The 15270-nt window shown below is 67.9% G+C and carries 12 protein-coding genes; 1 reads left to right on the top strand and 11 read right to left on the bottom strand.

Translation table 11 applies throughout. The features are described from left to right. The first annotated feature begins 11 nt into the window (after positions 1–11). On the top strand, positions 12–503 hold the full coding sequence (locus tag H7I57_RS18650; RefSeq protein ID WP_264025212.1) for a DUF4190 domain-containing protein: 492 nt from the start codon (positions 12–14) through the stop codon (positions 501–503). Here the strand turns inward: H7I57_RS18650 and H7I57_RS18645 are convergent. The 11 genes from H7I57_RS18645 to trpC all read right to left on the bottom strand — a co-directional run bounded on the left by H7I57_RS18645 (position 487) and on the right by trpC (position 15270). Then, the gene (locus H7I57_RS18645; protein WP_264025211.1) at positions 487–1392 is read right to left on the bottom strand and encodes an acyl-CoA thioesterase; all 906 of its coding nucleotides are present in this window, start codon (positions 1390–1392) and stop codon (positions 487–489) included. The two genes, H7I57_RS18650 and H7I57_RS18645, sit on opposite strands and share 17 nt — an antisense overlap. A gap of 24 nt (positions 1393–1416) precedes the next feature. Further along, positions 1417–2835: a pyruvate kinase gene (pyk, locus tag H7I57_RS18640; RefSeq protein WP_264025210.1), complete on the bottom strand. Its 1419-nt coding sequence runs from the start codon at positions 2833–2835 to the stop codon at positions 1417–1419. Positions 2836–2862: 27 nt separating this feature from the next. Then, on the bottom strand, positions 2863–4371 hold the full coding sequence (locus tag H7I57_RS18635) for a glutamate synthase subunit beta (RefSeq protein ID WP_264025209.1): 1509 nt from the start codon (positions 4369–4371) through the stop codon (positions 2863–2865). After that, a complete protein-coding gene (gene gltB / locus H7I57_RS18630; protein ID WP_264025277.1) occupies positions 4364–8911 on the bottom strand; it encodes a glutamate synthase large subunit in 4548 nt (1515 codons plus the stop codon). The genes H7I57_RS18635 and gltB overlap by 8 nt, the downstream gene beginning before the upstream one ends. An 83-nt stretch (positions 8912–8994) precedes the next feature. Next, a complete protein-coding gene (locus H7I57_RS18625; protein WP_264025208.1) occupies positions 8995–9402 on the bottom strand; it encodes a DUF2752 domain-containing protein in 408 nt (135 codons plus the stop codon). After that, positions 9392–9814, bottom strand: a complete 423-nt coding sequence (locus tag H7I57_RS18620) for a TM2 domain-containing protein (RefSeq protein ID WP_264025206.1) — start codon at positions 9812–9814, stop codon at positions 9392–9394. The genes H7I57_RS18625 and H7I57_RS18620 overlap by 11 nt, the downstream gene beginning before the upstream one ends. Positions 9815–9842: 28 nt before the next feature. Then, positions 9843–10106 carry a hypothetical protein gene (locus H7I57_RS18615; protein ID WP_264025205.1) on the bottom strand — a complete coding sequence of 88 codons (264 nt, stop codon included), beginning with the start codon at positions 10104–10106 and terminating at the stop codon, positions 9843–9845. A gap of 21 nt (positions 10107–10127) precedes the next feature. Next, a complete protein-coding gene (lgt, locus tag H7I57_RS18610) occupies positions 10128–12407 on the bottom strand; it encodes a prolipoprotein diacylglyceryl transferase (protein ID WP_264025204.1) in 2280 nt (759 codons plus the stop codon). Beyond that, entirely contained in the window at positions 12404–13192 is a 789-nt protein-coding gene (trpA, locus tag H7I57_RS18605) for a tryptophan synthase subunit alpha (RefSeq protein WP_275081399.1), read from the bottom strand. Before trpA ends, lgt begins: the two co-directional genes overlap by 4 nt. Further along, positions 13189–14451, bottom strand: coding sequence for a tryptophan synthase subunit beta (gene trpB / locus H7I57_RS18600; protein WP_264025202.1), 1263 nt, complete (start codon positions 14449–14451; stop codon positions 13189–13191). Before trpB ends, trpA begins: the two co-directional genes overlap by 4 nt. Continuing rightward, positions 14452–15270, bottom strand: coding sequence for an indole-3-glycerol phosphate synthase TrpC (gene trpC, locus H7I57_RS18595; protein WP_264025201.1), 819 nt, complete (start codon positions 15268–15270; stop codon positions 14452–14454).

Raw genomic sequence — 15270 nt, 5'->3', positions numbered from 1 at the left:
TCTCAGCTTCCATGAGCGAACCGCCGCCTCCTCCGCAGTACGGCGCATACCCGGGTGGCTACCCGCCCCCGCCGCCGCAGTACGGCGGCTATCCCGGCGGTTATCCCGGTGGGTATCCCCCGCCTGCCTCGGCGCCCAAGAACGGTCTCGGTGTGGCGTCCCTCGTCGTCGCCATCATCGCCCTGTTCACCGTCTTCGGCGGGATCATCCTCGGGGTCGTCGCGGTCATTCTCGGTTTCCTCGGCCGGGGCCGGGTCAAGCGCGGCGAAGCCACCAACGGCGGCATCGCGATCGCGGGCATCGTCCTGGGCGTTCTGAGCATCCTGGTGTCCGTCGCCGCGATCGCCATCGCGGTGTGGGGCTTCAACGAGGTCGGCGGCACCGACTACGTCGACTGCGTGACCCGCGCCGGTTCGGACCAGCAAGCGGTCCAGGAATGCGCCGACGAGTTCAGCCGGCGCGTGGAGGACCAGTTCTCCATCACGGTCACGCCGACGCCGTAGGCCGGCCCGGGAAGTACTTCACGATCCCCTCCTGAACGACGGTGGCCAGCGGCTGGCCGGACCGGTCGAAGAAGTGGCCGCTCCCCAGGCCGCGGGATTCGGCCGCCACCGGCGACGTGGTCGAGTAGAGCACCCACTCGTCGAACCGGAACGGCCGGTGAAACCACACCGAATGGTTGGTGGTCACGGCGAAGATCCGGTCGTACCCCCATGACAGCCCATGAGTGGTGATGATCGAGTCGAGCACCGTGGTGTCCGACGAGTACACCAGCGCGGCACCGTGCAGCACCGGATCGTCGGGCATCAGGCCCTTGGCCTTCATCCACACGCGGTTGCTGGTGAGCCGCTCACCTTTGTCGCGCATGACCCATGCGGGATCGTTGGTGTAGCGCCATTCGATGGGGCGCAGCGCGTTGGCGAAGTGCGGCACCACATCCTCGTACCCGCGCAGCAGGTCGTCGATGGGCGGCAGGGTGTCGGGATCGTCCGGCGGCGGGGCCTGCAGGCCGTGCTCGAGGCCGCGGCCACCGGACAGGTACGACACCATCGCGGTCGTCAGCAGCTGACCCTTCTGCATGACGTCGACGCGTCGATTCGCGAACCGGCGCTCGTCGCGCAGCCGCACCACGTGGAACTCCAGGTCCAGGTCCGGGTCGCCGCCTGCGATGAAGTGCGCGGACAACGCGCTGGGCGGCAGCGGGATCTCGAGGCTTCGGCCGGCCGCGACGAACGCCTGCGCCATCATCTGGCCGCCGAACGTGCGCACCGGGTTCTTGCTGGGGTGGGCGCCGGTGAAGGTGTCGTCGTCGAGCCGCTCGAGGTGCAGTGTCGCGAGTAGCTCGTCGAAATCGGTGCGCGGCGACCTGGACCGGGAGTCAGACTCCGACAAGGCCTACCCCCTCCCTATGGTCGTCTAGACGTCGTCCTCCCCGATGCGGTGGACATGGATCAGATTCGTGGAGCCTACTGTGCCGGGCGGAGCGCCTGCGACGATGACCACGAGGTCGCCCCTTCTGTAACGGCCGAGGTTGAGCATCGACTGGTCGACCTGACGGATCATTCCGTCGGTGGTGTCGATGTGCGGAACGATGAACGTCTCGGTGCCCCAGGTCAGCGCCAGCTGGCTGCGCACCTCGGGCAGTGCGGTGAACGCCAGGACCGGAAGCGGCGTGTGCAGCCGGGCAAGCCGGCGCACTGTGTCACCGGACTGGGTGAACGCCACCAGCGCCTTGGCATCGAGTCGTTCACCGATGTCGCGGGCGGCATAGGAGATGACGCCACGCTTGGTGCGCGGTGTGTGGGTCAACGGCGGCGCCGCCACCGAGTTGTCCTCGACGGCCGAGATGATGCGGGCCATCGTCTTGACGGTCTCGAACGGGAACTTGCCCACCGAGGTTTCGCCGGAAAGCATCACCGCGTCGGCGCCGTCGAGCACGGCGTTGGCCACGTCGGAGGCCTCGGCGCGGGTGGGCCTGGAGTTCTCGATCATCGACTCCAGCATCTGGGTGGCGACGATGACGGGTTTCGCGTTCTCCCTTGCCATTTGGATGGCGCGCTTCTGCACCAACGGAACTTCCTCCAGCGGAAGCTCCACCCCGAGGTCACCACGGGCGACCATGATCGCGTCGAACGCGAGCACGATGGCCTCGAGATTGTCGATCGCCTCCGGCTTCTCCAGCTTCGCGATGACGGGAACACGCCTGCCGACGCGGTCCATCACCTCGTGGACCAACTCGACGTCGGCCGGCGAGCGCACGAACGACAGGGCGACCAGGTCGACGCCGAGCCGCAGCGCGAACTCCAGGTCGTCGATGTCCTTCTCCGACAGCGCCGGCGCCGAGACGTTCATCCCTGGCAGCGACATGCCCTTGTTGTTGCTGACCTTGCCGCCCTCGGTGACCGTGCAGACGACGTCACTGCCGTCGATGTGCTCGACCACCAGACCGACGTTTCCGTCGTCGACGAGGACCCGGTTGCCCGGTGAGGCGTCCTGGGCGAGCCGCTTGTAGGTCGTCGACACACGGTCGTGGTTTCCCTCGAAGTCCTCGACGGTGATCCGCACCGTTTCCCCGTTGGCCCAGTAGACGGGACCCTCCGCGAACCGGCCGAGCCGGATCTTGGGTCCTTGCAGGTCAGCAAGGATTCCGACGGCGCGCCCTGTTCCGTCGGACGCTGCCCGAACCCGCTTGTAGTTGGCCTCGTGGTCGGAGTAGTCGCCGTGGCTGAAGTTCAGCCGGGCGACGTTCATCCCGGACTCCACCAGCTTCCTGACAGCCTCCTCGGAGGCGGTGGCGGGGCCCAGCGTACAGACGATCTTTCCGCGTCTATTCACGGATGCCGAGCATAGTCGTTAATCGATTCAGACGACGGCCAGCGGAAGGGCACCCGGTCTGACCGGCGCGGGGAGGTCGGACTCCCCCATCAGGTAGCTGTCGACGGCATGCGCGGCGCTGCGGCCCTCCGCGATCGCCCACACGATCAGCGAAGCGCCCCGGTGCGCGTCCCCGCAGACGAACACCCCTGGGGTGTCTGTCTGCCAGTCCTGCCCGCACGGCAGGGCCCCGCGCCGGTTGAGCGTCAGCCCGAGGCCGTCCAACAGCGCCATGCGCTCGACACCCTCGAAACCGATTGCCAGCAGGGCCAATTCACAGGGAATCTGCAGCGAGCCGCCGACCGGCACGATGTGCCGGCGTCCCGATTCGTCGCGCTCGACCTTGACCTCGGCGATCTCCATCGCGCGCAGGTTGCCCTGCTCGTCACCGAGGAACCGCTGCACCGCGACTTCGTACCGGCGGTCGCCGCCCTCTGCGTGGGCGGGTGACAGGCGGGTGCGCAGCACGATCGGCCACGTGGGCCACGGTGACCGCGAGTCGTCTCGTGACTCCGGCGGTTCGGGGTTGTAGTCCAGTTGGGTCACCGACGCGGCACCCTGGCGGTGTGCCGTGCCCAGGCAGTCCGCGCCGGTGTCGCCGCCGCCGATGATGACGACGTGCTTGCCCGCCGCGCTGACCTCGCTGGGTCCGTCGCCCTCGCACTCCTTGTTGGCGGGAACGAGATGCTCCATCGCCAGGTGCACGCCCTTGAGGTCGCGTCCCTCCACGTCGTTGTCCCGCGCGCGCAGCGCTCCGACCGCGAGGACCACCGCGTCGTTCTGCGCACGCAGCTGTTCGACCGGAAGGTCGACACCCACCTCACAGTCGGTGACGAAACGTGTTCCCTCGGCCCGCATCTGGGCCAGACGCTGGTTGAGCGTGGCCTTCTCCAGCTTGTACTCCGGGATTCCGTAGCGCATCAGCCCGCCGATGCGGTCGTCGCGCTCGTACACCGTGACGTCGTGGCCTGCCCGGGTGAGCTGCTGGGCTGCGGCCAGGCCCGCGGGACCGGAGCCGACGACCGCGACACGCTTGCCGGTCGAGATGGCCGCGGGCTGCGGCTCGATGATCCCGTCCATCCACGCCTGGTCGGCGATCGTCTGCTCGATGCGCTTGATCGTCACGGCGCCGCCGGTCTGCTCCTCGGCGATCGACAACACGCACGCCGCCTCGCAGGGGGCCGGGCACAGCCGGCCGGTGAACTCCGGGAAGTTGTTGGTCGCGTGCAGCCGGTCGCTGGCCGCATCCCACCTGCCCCGACGGACCAGGTCGTTCCACTCCGGGATCAGGTTGCCCAGCGGGCAGCCCGCAGTCCCGGAGTGGCAGAACGGGATTCCGCAGTCCATGCAGCGGCGGGCCTGCTGGGAGACCTCACCGGCCCGTTGATGAGGATCCTGCTGCTCGTAGACCTCCCGCCAGTCCCCGACACGTTCGTCGACGGGACGTTTGGTGGCCTCGACCCGGTGCACCTCGAGAAATCCATGTGGATCAGCCACGGCTTGCCTCCATGATCGCTGCGTCGACGTCGCGCCCCTCGGCCTTGGCCATCCGGGTCGCCTGCAGTACGCGTTGGTAGTCGCGCGGCATCACCTTGGTGAACTGCGCGCTGCGCCTGGGCCAGTCGGAGAGCACCGATGTCGCGACTGTGCTGCCGGTGTGGTGCGCGTGCCTGGCGACGACGTCGCGCAGCCACACCAGGTCCTCGGGGTCGAGGCGCTGCAGTTCCACCATGTCGGTGTTGACCCGCTTGGGGTCGAGGCCCAGGACGAACGCGATACCGCCCGACATGCCCGCCGCCATGTTGCGGCCGACCTTGCCGAGCACCACGACGCGCCCGCCCGTCATGTATTCGCAGGCGTGGTCCCCCACGCCCTCGACGACCGCAAGCGCGCCGGAATTGCGGGCGGCGAACCGTTCGCCCGTCCGCCCGCGCAGGTAGACCTCACCCGACGTCGCGCCGTAGAGCAGCGTGTTGCCTGCGATGACGTTGTCCTCGGGCAGGAACAGCACATCATCCTGTGGCTTCACGATCACTTTCCCGCCCGAAAGCCCCTTGCCCACATAGTCGTTGGCATCACCGATGAGTTCCAGCGTGATGCCGGGGGGCAGGAACGCACCGAGCGACTGGCCCGCAGAGCCGGTGAGGTTGACATGGATGGTGTCCTCGGGCAGGCCCTGGGCCCCGTACCGTCGGGTCACCTCGCTGCCCAGCAGCGTTCCGACCGTGCGGTTGACATTGCGCACCGGCAGTTCCAGCCGGACCGGGTGCGCGTCTTCCAACGCACCTTCGGCGAGCTGGATCAGGGTCCGGTCGAGCGCGTGGTCGAGGCCGTGGTCCTGACCCCGCATCCGCCTGCGATGCGTCACGTCCGCGCCGTGGGCGTCGGTGGGCACGGCGAAGATCGGTGTCAGGTCGAGCCCCTTGCTCTTCCAGTGCGCGACCCCCGTGGCGGTGTCGAGCACCTCGGCGTGCCCGACTGCTTCGTCGAGGCTGCGGAAACCGAGCTCGGCCAGGTACCTGCGGATGTCCTCGGCGATGAACTGGAAGAAGTTCTCGACGAATTCGGGCTTGCCGTTGAACCGCGCCCTCAGCTCGGGGTTCTGCGTCGCCACACCCACCGGGCAGGTGTCGAGATGGCACACCCGCATCATGATGCAACCGGCGACCACCAGGGGCGCGGTGGCGAAGCCGAACTCCTCGGCGCCCAGCAGCGCCGCCACGATCACGTCACGGGCGGTGCGCATGCCGCCGTCGCACTGGACGGTGATCCGGTCGCGCAGACCGTTGAGCACCAGCGTCTGCTGGGTGTCGGCCAGGCCGATCTCCCAGGGCGCCCCGGCGTGTTTGAGGCTGGTCAGCGGCGCCGCGCCGGTGCCGCCGTCGTAGCCGGAGATGAGCACCACGTCGGCGTGCGCCTTGGAGACCCCGGCCGCGACGGTGCCCACGCCCACCGAGCTCACCAGCTTGACGTGGATGCGGGCGTCGGAGTTGGCGTTCTTGAGGTCGTGGATCAGTTGCGCGAGATCCTCGATCGAGTAGATGTCGTGGTGCGGCGGCGGGGAGATGAGCCCGACGCCCGGGGTCGAGTGCCGCGTCTTGGCGATGTTGGGATACACCTTGTAACCCGGAAGCTGGCCGCCTTCACCGGGTTTGGCGCCCTGAGCCATCTTGATCTGGATGTCGGAGGCATTCACCAGGTAGTCGCTGGTCACGCCGAAACGGCCCGAGGCGACCTGCTTGACGGCGCTCCGCCGCTTCGGGTCGTACAGCCGGTCCACATCCTCCCCGCCTTCGCCGCTGTTCGATCTGCCGCCGAGCTTGTTCATCGCGACAGCCATCGTCTCGTGCGCTTCGGCGGAGATCGACCCGTAGCTCATCGCCCCGGTGTTGAACCTCGTTACGATGGACTCGACCGACTCGACCTCCTCCAACGGCACCGGAGGGCGGAGGTCCTTCTTGAACTCGAAGAGTCCGCGCAGTGCGCCGCCCTCGCGGGCCAGGCGGTTCACCTCGTCGGAGTAGTTCTGGAATACCTCGTAGCGACCGGTACGGGTGGCATGCTGCAGCAGGAAGACCACTTCCGGTGTGAACAAATGCAATTCGCCCTCCCGACGGAAGGCGTACTCACCGCCGACCTCGAGACGCCGGTGCACCCGTTCGGTGGGGTTCTCCGGGTAGGCGCGGCGGTGCCGCAACTTGACCTCTTCGGCGATCACGTCCAGACCGATCCCACCCAGCTGGGTGGGGGTGCCGGTGAAGTACTCGTCGATGACCTCCCTGTCGATCCCCACCGCCTCGAAGGCCTGTGCGGCGGTGTAGGAGGCGACCGTGGAGATGCCCATCTTGCTCATCACCTTCATGACGCCCTTACCGAGCGCGTTGAGGTAGTTACGCATCGCCGTGGCCGCTTCGATGCCGGTGAGTTCGCCTTCGCGGATCAGGTCCTCGATGGACTCGAAGGCCAGGTACGGGTTGACCGCGGCGGCGCCGAAGCCGATGAGCATCGCGATGTGGTGGACCTCGCGGGCGTCACCACTTTCGACGACGAGAGCCACCGTGGTGCGTTCCTTGGTGCGAACCAGATGGTGGTGAACCGCCGACACGGCGAGCAGCGAGGGAATCGGGGCCCTGGTGTGATCGGAGTCGCGGTCGGAGAGGACCAGTGTCCGTGCACCTTTGGCGATGGCTTCGCAGGCCCGCAGCCTCAGGTCCTCGAGTGCTTCTGCCAGTCCGTCACCGCCGCGTTCGACGTCGTAGAGGGCCCGCAGGACCGCGGTGCGCAGCCCGGGCTGTTCGCCGTCGTCGTTGATGTGGACGATCTTGTTGAGTTCGTCGTTGTCGAGAACCGGCCAGCGCAGCACGATCTGGCGGCACGAGGCCGCGGTGGGTTCGAGGAGGTTCTGCTCGGGACCCATGACGCGCGACATCGAGGTCACCACTTCCTCGCGGATGGCGTCCAGGGGCGGGTTGGTCACCTGGGCGAAGAGTTCGACGAAGTAGTCGTACAGCAGCTTCGACCGCTGTGACAGCACGGCCGCAGGGGTGTCGGTGCCCATCGACCCCAGGGGTTCGGTCCCCGAGGCCGCCATCGGGGTGAGGAGGATCCGCAGGTCCTCCTCGGTGTAGCCGAAGGCGACCTGGCGGCGGACCACCGACTCGTGGTTGGGCTGAACCCGCGCGCGGTCGGGCAGCGTCTTGAGGTCGAGAAGACCCGCGTGCAGCCATTCGCCGTAGGGTTCGGCTCCGGCGAGCTGCTCTTTCACCTCGTCGTCGGACACGATGCGTCCCGCCGCCGTGTCGATCAGGAACATCTTGCCCGGCTGTAGGCGCCCCTTGGCCACGATCTGGGCCGAGGGCACGTCGAGCACGCCGCTCTCGCTGGCAAGGATGATCCGGTCGTCGATCGTACGCCACCAGCGTCCCGGCCGTAATCCGTTGCGGTCCAGAACCGCTCCGACCAGGGTTCCGTCGGTGAAGGTGACGCAGGCGGGTCCGTCCCACGGCTCCATCAGCGAGGCGTGGAACTGCCAGAACGCCCGCTCGGCGGGGTCCATGGTGGTGTTGTTCTCCCACGCCTCGGGGATCATCATCAACACGGCGTGGGGCAGGCTGCGGCCACCGAGATGTAGTAGCTCCAGCACTTCGTCGAACGACGCCGAGTCGGAGGCCTCCGGCGTGCAGATGGGCGAAAGTCTGCTCAGGTCACCGGGAATCCGTGTGCTGCCGAGCATGGCTTCGCGGGCGTGCATGCGGTTGCGGTTGCCTCGCACCGTGTTGATCTCGCCGTTGTGGGCGACGAATCGGAACGGGTGGGCCAGCGGCCAGGACGGGAACGTGTTCGTCGAGAACCGGCTGTGCACGATCGCGATGGCGCTGACGCAGCGGTCGTCGCGGACATCCGGAAAGTACTGCGGCAGCTGCATTGTCGTGAGCATGCCCTTGTAGACCATGGTGCGGCTCGATAGCGACGGGAAGTACACCCCGGTGCGCTCGGCACGCTTGCGCACCGGATACACGCGGCGGTCGAGATCGATGCCTCCGAGCTTGCGGTCGGGCGCGGCGACGAACAGTTGGGACATGAAGGGCATGCAACCGAGCGCGGTGGTGCCCACCTCGGCGCCGTCGGGGTCGACGGGAACGTCGCGCCAGCCCAGCACCTCCAGGCCCTCTTTTTCGGCGATGGCTGCGACGGACCCTCGTGCGGCGGCGCGGGCGCCGGGCTCCATTGGCAGGAAGCAGATGCCGGCGGCGAAGGTGTTGGCGCCTTCGGCGGTGGGGGCCGGGAGGTCGAAGTCGACGACCGCGCGCAGCAGGTCGACGGGCAACTGGATGAGAATGCCTGCCCCGTCACCGCTGTTGGGTTCGGCTCCCGCCGCTCCGCGGTGTTCCAGGTGCTCCAGTGCGATCAGACCGTCCGCGACGATGGAGTGCGAACGCCGACCTTGGATGTCGACGACCATGGCGACACCGCACGAATCCGACTCGTTGTCGGGGTCGTACAGGCCTTGGCGTTCGGGCAATGCCGAAAACAGCATGGACATGGGCCTCCGCAGTCCTGAAATTCCTGTTCAGGGACTGCATCGGCCCGTTGATCGAGTGTATCAGCGCAGGTCGGCGGCTACCCGTCGAGAACGGTGGGGACCAGGGGAAACCCAGGGAGATTTCGCACAACCGTCCACGTCACGGCTGCGGCGATGATCACAACGAACGCCGAGGTGTTCAGCACCGGTCTGCCGCCCTTGTTGCGCACGAGCACCCAGGTCAACAGCAGCGGCAGGCCGATGAGGAGGAAGGCGTTGTCGACGAACGCGGCGGCCAGGTCGCCGTGGAGGAGGTCGTGGGTCATCCGCAGACCGCCGCATGCCGGACAGTTCCAGCCGGTGAGGGCCTGGAAGGGACACGGCGGAAAAATGAAGCTCGGACTGTGCGGGTTCCCGATGCCGACGTAGGCGAGCCCGCCCACCACCACCGCGCCCGCACCGAGCGCGCCGGCCAGTCGCTTGTTGGTTGTGCGGTTAGGTGCCATCGCGCAGGGGACGTCCGTCCGGATCCCGCACCTTGTCGGTGAGGATCAGAACGGCGTCGATGATCCCCCAGATGACGGCGCCGATACCGCAGGTGATCAGCCCGACGACGAGTTGCGCGATGCCCAGGCCGGTATAGCCGAGGTAGATGCGCCCGATGCCGACCAGGCCGAGCAGCCCGAGCAGCTGAAGGAGCCCGCCGACCACCTTGGACTTCTCCGAGAACGGTTCACCGGTCATGGGGTGACGGCCATACGGCGCCATCGGATCCGAGTAGGCGGGCGGGTACTGGCCCACGGGCGGCGGAAACTGCCCGGGCGCCGGGTACTGGCCTGGCGGCGGATAACCCGACTGCTGCGGCGGGGGCGGGTAGGAACCCTCTCCCTCGTTGCCACTGAACTGGGGCTCGGTCATTCCCACAGCATGCCAGACCACGAACCGCTCAGAAAGGAGGCGGCTCATAGGTGGCGGCTAGCCAGGCTTGGTGTTGGCGTTCGAGTTCGGCGTTGATGTCGAGACGTCGCTGGCGTTCCCGCTGAATGCGGGCACCTCGGTCCTGACCGCGGGTGCGTCGCCGGGTCGGCATCCTCATCGCCGGCTTCGACGACACCCTCGCCGCGGTAGTTGCTGTGGCGGCCGAGGCCTCACCGGTGGGCTGGCCCAATGCCGGGAACAGCGTCGCGCCGTGCGCCTCGCTGACATCCACCCCGCGGGCGAGGACCTCGCGTCAGCGGTTCCGTCGGCGGCGCAACCATTGGCGGACCTTACCGCCGGACTGCAAAACGCTGCTGCTGAACGCAGATTCGGGGCTGCTCTCGGAACCAGGCTTGGCGGCGGAGGTCTCGGATTGTTCCGGCCGGACTCCGCTGTCGGCGGCGTTCTCGTCGGACTCGGCTTCTGCAGCGGGTACCTCGGCCGCCGGGGCACCGTCGGCCGCCACCTCGTCATCCTCAGAGTCATCGCCATCCGCGCTGACAGCGGCCTCAGTATCGTCGACTTCCTCGGCAACGGAATCGGAGTCCTCGTCGTCGCCTCCGGGCTCTTCAACCTCAGCAGCCAGCGCCTCGGCCACCGACGCACCTTCAGCCGCCACCTCATGCGCCTCCGGCGCGTCCGCGACGGCCTCAGCCACCTCATCACCCTCTACAGAGCCCAGGCCCTCAGCATCGGTATCAGCCTCCGCAGTCTCGGACTCATCGGCATCCCCGGTGACGGCTTCGTCCTCCGTGTCGTCGACTTCCTCGGCAACGGAATCGGAGTCCTCGTCGTCGCCTCCGGGCTCTTCAACCTCAGCAGCCAGCGCCTCGGCCACCGACGCACCCTCAGCCGCCACCTCATGCGCCTCCGGCGCATCCGCGACGGCCTCAGCCACCTCATCACCCTCGACAGAGCCCAAGCCCTCAGCATCGGTATCAGCGCCTTCGGCTTCGGGCTCTTCGGCGTCGGGTTCTTCGGCTTCGGCTTCTTCGGCCCCGACGTCGGTGGCCAGCGCCTCCGCTGCCACCTCTCCCTCGACTGCCACCTCATGCGCGACCGACGCATCCTCGGCCGCCTCTGCCGCCTCATCGCCATCGACCGCGCCGAGGCCCGCAGGCTCGGTCTCCGGCTCCTCGGTCACCTCCGAGTCGACGTGGGCCGACGCGGCAGCAGCCTCGTCCACGACGACCGAGTCATGAGCGACCGACGCTCCCTCGGCCGCCTCGACTGCCTCGTCACCCTCGACCGAACCGAGACCGCCCGCTTCGGTCGCCAACTCGGGTGGAGCGCCCTCAGCCGGTTCGGCGGATTCGGCGGCTTCGTCGACCTCGACCTCGGACGCCTCGGGCTCGACCTCGACCGCAGCGGCCAGTGCTTTGGCGTCGGCCTCGCCCATGACGGCGGCATCGTGAGCAGCCGACGCACCGTCGGCAGCCTCGACCGCTTCGTCACCCTCGACCGAACCGAGGCCGCCAACCTCATGCCCAGACTCAGCAGGCTCCTCGACATCCGCCGTCAGAGTTTCGGCCTCAGCCGCCTCGACGACCGACCTCTCGTCATCCTCGCCCGCAACCTTGGCAGCGGCGACGACACCGGTCGTCGACGCGCCGACAGCCAATCCCTTGACGAAGTCCTCGACTTCGCCTGCCTCGCCGGCCTCGGCGTCTCGGCGACCCTTGAGCGTCGCCGGATCCTCGCGACCCTTGGGCGCAACCATGATGTACACGACCGCACCGATGAACACGAACGTCGACGTGAACGAATTGACCCGAACGCCTGCCAACAGCGTCGCGGCGTCGCTGCGCATCAGCTCGATCCAGAACCGCCCCACGCAGTAGCCCGCCACATACAGTGCGAACAGCCGGCCGTGCCCGATCCTGAATTTGCGGTCGACGATGATCAGCACCGCGAAAACCAGCAGATTCCACAGCAATTCGTACAGGAACGTCGGATGGACAACCTCGATCAGCTGACCCGTCGACACCCCGTTGAGTGTGTCCAGGACGCCGGCGGCATTGCGTCGCTCGTAGATCTCCAAACCCCACGGCAGCGTCGTCGGCCTGCCGAAGAGCTCCTGGTTGAAATAGTTGCCGAGCCGTCCGATCGCCTGCGCGAGAATGATCCCCGGCGCGATCGCATCGCCGAATGCAGGCAGCGGTATCCCGTGCCGCCGGCACGCGATCCACGCCCCGATGCCGCCCAGCGCGACAGCACCCCAGATGCCGAGGCCGCCGTCCCAAATCCTCAGGGCGGCGGCGAAACCGGCTCCGTCATCACCGAAATAGGTGCTCCAGTCGGTCAGGACGTGATAGACGCGGCCGCCGATCAGGCCGAAAGGCACCGCCCACAGCGCGACGTCGTAGATGACGCCGGGTTCACCGCCCCTGGCCACCCATCGCCGATCACCGATCACCATCGCGGCGATGATCCCGACGATGATGAACAGCGCGTATGCGCGCAGCGGCACACCGAAGAACTCCCAGACACCCTGGGAAGGGCTCGGGATGTATGCCAGAACCGTGGTCGTCACGCAGTGATCCTCTGACGCACCCCGTCAGCGAGTTCCTCGGTCAAGGACCGAAGCGCGGGGATGCCGTCCTTGAGCGCGGACACCAGCGCCGAGCCGACGATGACGCCGTCTGCGTAGGCGCCGATCTCTGCCGCCTGCTCGCGGGACCGCACCCCGAGTCCGACGCCAACCGGGATGTCCGAGATCGCCCTGACCCGGCTCACGAGCTCAGGTGCGGCGTTCGACACCGCGTCCCGCGCGCCGGTGACCCCCATGGTCGACGCCGCGTAGACGAACCCGCGCGACGCCTGCACCGTCTCGGCCAGTCGCTGCGGTGTCGACGACGGCGCGACGAGGAAGATCCTGTCCAGGTCGTGCGCCTCCGAGGCGGCCAGCCATTCGTCGGCCTCATCCGGAATCAGATCCGGGGTGATCATCCCGAGCCCGCCGGCCGATGCCAGGTCGCGCGCGAAAGCGTCAACGCCCTTGCGTAACACCAGGTTCCAATAAGTCATCACGACGGCACGGCCGCCGGCGTTGCTGATCACCTCCACCGCGGTGAGCGTATCGCGCACCCGCACACCGCCGGCCAGTGCAGCTTCGGTGGCCGCGGCGATGGTGGGACCATCCATGCCCGGATCGGAGTACGCGATGCCCACCTCGACCAGATCGCAACCGGATTCGACCAGCGCGGTCATCGCCGAGATGGAAGTCTTGACGTCGGGAAAGCCCGTGGGCAGGTAGCCGATCAGCGCCGAACGGTCCTCGCGGCGGCACGAATCGAACAGACCTGCCAGCCTGCTCATACCGGACCGCCTTCGAGCAGACCGAACCATCTGGCTGCCGTCTCGACGTCCTTGTCCCCGCGGCCCGACAGGTTCACCAGGATGATCGAACCCGCGCCGAGCTCGACACCCAGCTTCAACGCACCCGCAACGGCGTGCGCAGACTCGATGGCCGGGATGATCCCCTCTGCGCGGCTCAGCAGCGACAGCGCGTCCATCGCCTCGGTGTCGGTGATCGGTTCGTAGCGCGCCCGGCCCACGTCCTTCAGCAGCGCGTGCTCTGGGCCGACGCCCGGATAGTCCAAACCCGCAGAGATGGAATGTGATTCGACGGTCTGGCCATCCTCGTCCTGCAACAGGTACGAGTAGGACCCTTGGAACGCCCCCGGGGATCCGCCGGTGAACGTCGCTGCATGACGACCGGTTTCGACGCCGTCGCCCGCCGCTTCGTAACCGACCAGGCGCACGCCGGGATCGTCGATGAAGGCGTGGAACACGCCGATGGCGTTGGAGCCGCCGCCGACACATGCGACCACCGCATCGGGAAGCCGGCCCGCCTGATCCAGGATCTGAGCCCGGGCTTCGAGGCCGATGACCCGCTGAAAATCGCGCACCATCATCGGGAACGGATGCGGGCCCGCCGCCGTGCCGAAGCAGTAGTAGGTGTCGTCGGCGTTGGTGACCCAATCCCGGAACGTCTCGTTGATGGCGTCCTTCAGGGTTTTGGACCCCGACTCGACCGGCACCACCGTCGCACCCAGAAGCCGCATCCGGGCCACGTTGAGCGCCTGCCGCGCGGTGTCGACGGCACCCATGTAGATCACGCATTCCAGACCCATCAGCGCGCACGCGGTGGCCGTCGCCACCCCGTGCTGGCCGGCGCCCGTCTCGGCGATCACCCGGGTCTTGCCCATCTGCCGGGCAAGCAGGGCCTGGCCCAGCACATTGTTGATCTTGTGAGATCCGGTGTGGTTGAGGTCTTCTCGCTTCAGGAAGATCCTGGCGCCCCCAGCGTGCTCGCTGAGCCGCTCGGCCTCGTAGAGCGGCGACGGCCGTCCGGTGTAGTGCCGCTGGAGGCGATCGAGCTCGTCGAGGAAGGTCTGGTCACCGCGCGCCTTCTCGTATGCGGCGGTCACCTCTTCGATGACGGCCATCAGCGCCTCGGGGACATACCGTCCGCCGTACACACCGAAGTGCCCACGGGCGTCCGGGTCGTGGGCGGTGGGTTCGGCGACCGCCGCACTGGCGCGCGGGAGTTCGGGGCCGGGGTTGTTGACCACTTAACGCGAGGGTTTCGGGCACGACGGATGCGTGCCGGCAGTGACCAGGTCGGCGACGGCGCTACGGGGGTCACCGCTGGTGACCAGTCCCTCACCCACGAGGACCGCGTCGGCGCCCGCACCCGCGTAGGCGAGCAGGTCGGCAGTGCCGCGCACCCCCGACTCCGCGATCCGGATGACGTTGCTCGGCAGTCCCGGCGCGATCCGGGCGAAGCTGTCCCTGTCCACCTCGAGGGTCTTGAGGTCGCGCGCGTTCACCCCGATCACCGACGCACCGGCCTGCAGAGCCCGGTCGGCCTCTTCCTCGGTGTGCACCTCGACCAGCGCGGTCATGCCCAGCGATTCGGTGCGCTCGAGCAGCGACACCAACACCGGCTGCTCCAGCGCCGCGACGATCAGCAGAAGCATGTCGGCGCCGTGCGCCCTTGCCTCGTGGATCTGGTACGGCCAGATAATAAAGTCCTTGCGTAGCACCGGGATCGACACCGCGGAGCGCACCGCGTCCAGGTCGTCGAGTGACCCGCTGAAGCGGCGCTCCTCGGTCAGCACGCTGATGATGCGCGCACCGCCGCTCTCGTAGGCGCGGGCGAGTTCCGCGGGGTCACCGATCGGAGCCAGCTCGCCGCGTGACGGACTGGCCCGCTTCACCTCGGCGATCACCCCGATACCGGGCGCGCGCAGTGCGGCCATGACGTCCAACGGCTTGCGTGCGCGCTTGGCCTGCTCTTTGACCTCGGCCAGGCTGACGACGGCTTCGCGAGCGGCAACGTCGGCACGGACTCCCTCGAGGATGGAGTCGAGCACCGTCGCCGAACCCAT

The sequence above is a fragment of the Mycolicibacterium pyrenivorans genome (assembly GCF_025821625.1).
In the GTDB taxonomy this organism is placed as follows: domain Bacteria; phylum Actinomycetota; class Actinomycetes; order Mycobacteriales; family Mycobacteriaceae; genus Mycobacterium; species Mycobacterium pyrenivorans.
This window is presented reverse-complemented; position numbering and strand designations above follow the sequence as displayed.

What these genes read in the sequence shown, in the direction of transcription:
- H7I57_RS18650 (WP_264025212.1), top strand. Translation starts at nt 12, where the DNA reads ATGAGCGAACCGCCGCCTCCTCCGCAGTACGGCGCATACCCGGGTGGC.
- gltB (WP_264025277.1), bottom strand. Translation starts at nt 8,911, where the DNA reads ATGCTGTTTTCGGCATTGCCCGAACGCCAAGGCCTGTACGACCCCGAC.
- H7I57_RS18625 (WP_264025208.1), bottom strand. Translation starts at nt 9,402, where the DNA reads ATGGCACCTAACCGCACAACCAACAAGCGACTGGCCGGCGCGCTCGGT.
- H7I57_RS18620 (WP_264025206.1), bottom strand. Translation starts at nt 9,814, where the DNA reads ATGACCGAGCCCCAGTTCAGTGGCAACGAGGGAGAGGGTTCCTACCCG.
- trpA (WP_275081399.1), bottom strand. Translation starts at nt 13,192, where the DNA reads ATGAGCAGGCTGGCAGGTCTGTTCGATTCGTGCCGCCGCGAGGACCGT.
- trpC (WP_264025201.1), bottom strand. Translation starts at nt 15,270, where the DNA reads ATGGGTTCGGCGACGGTGCTCGACTCCATCCTCGAGGGAGTCCGTGCC.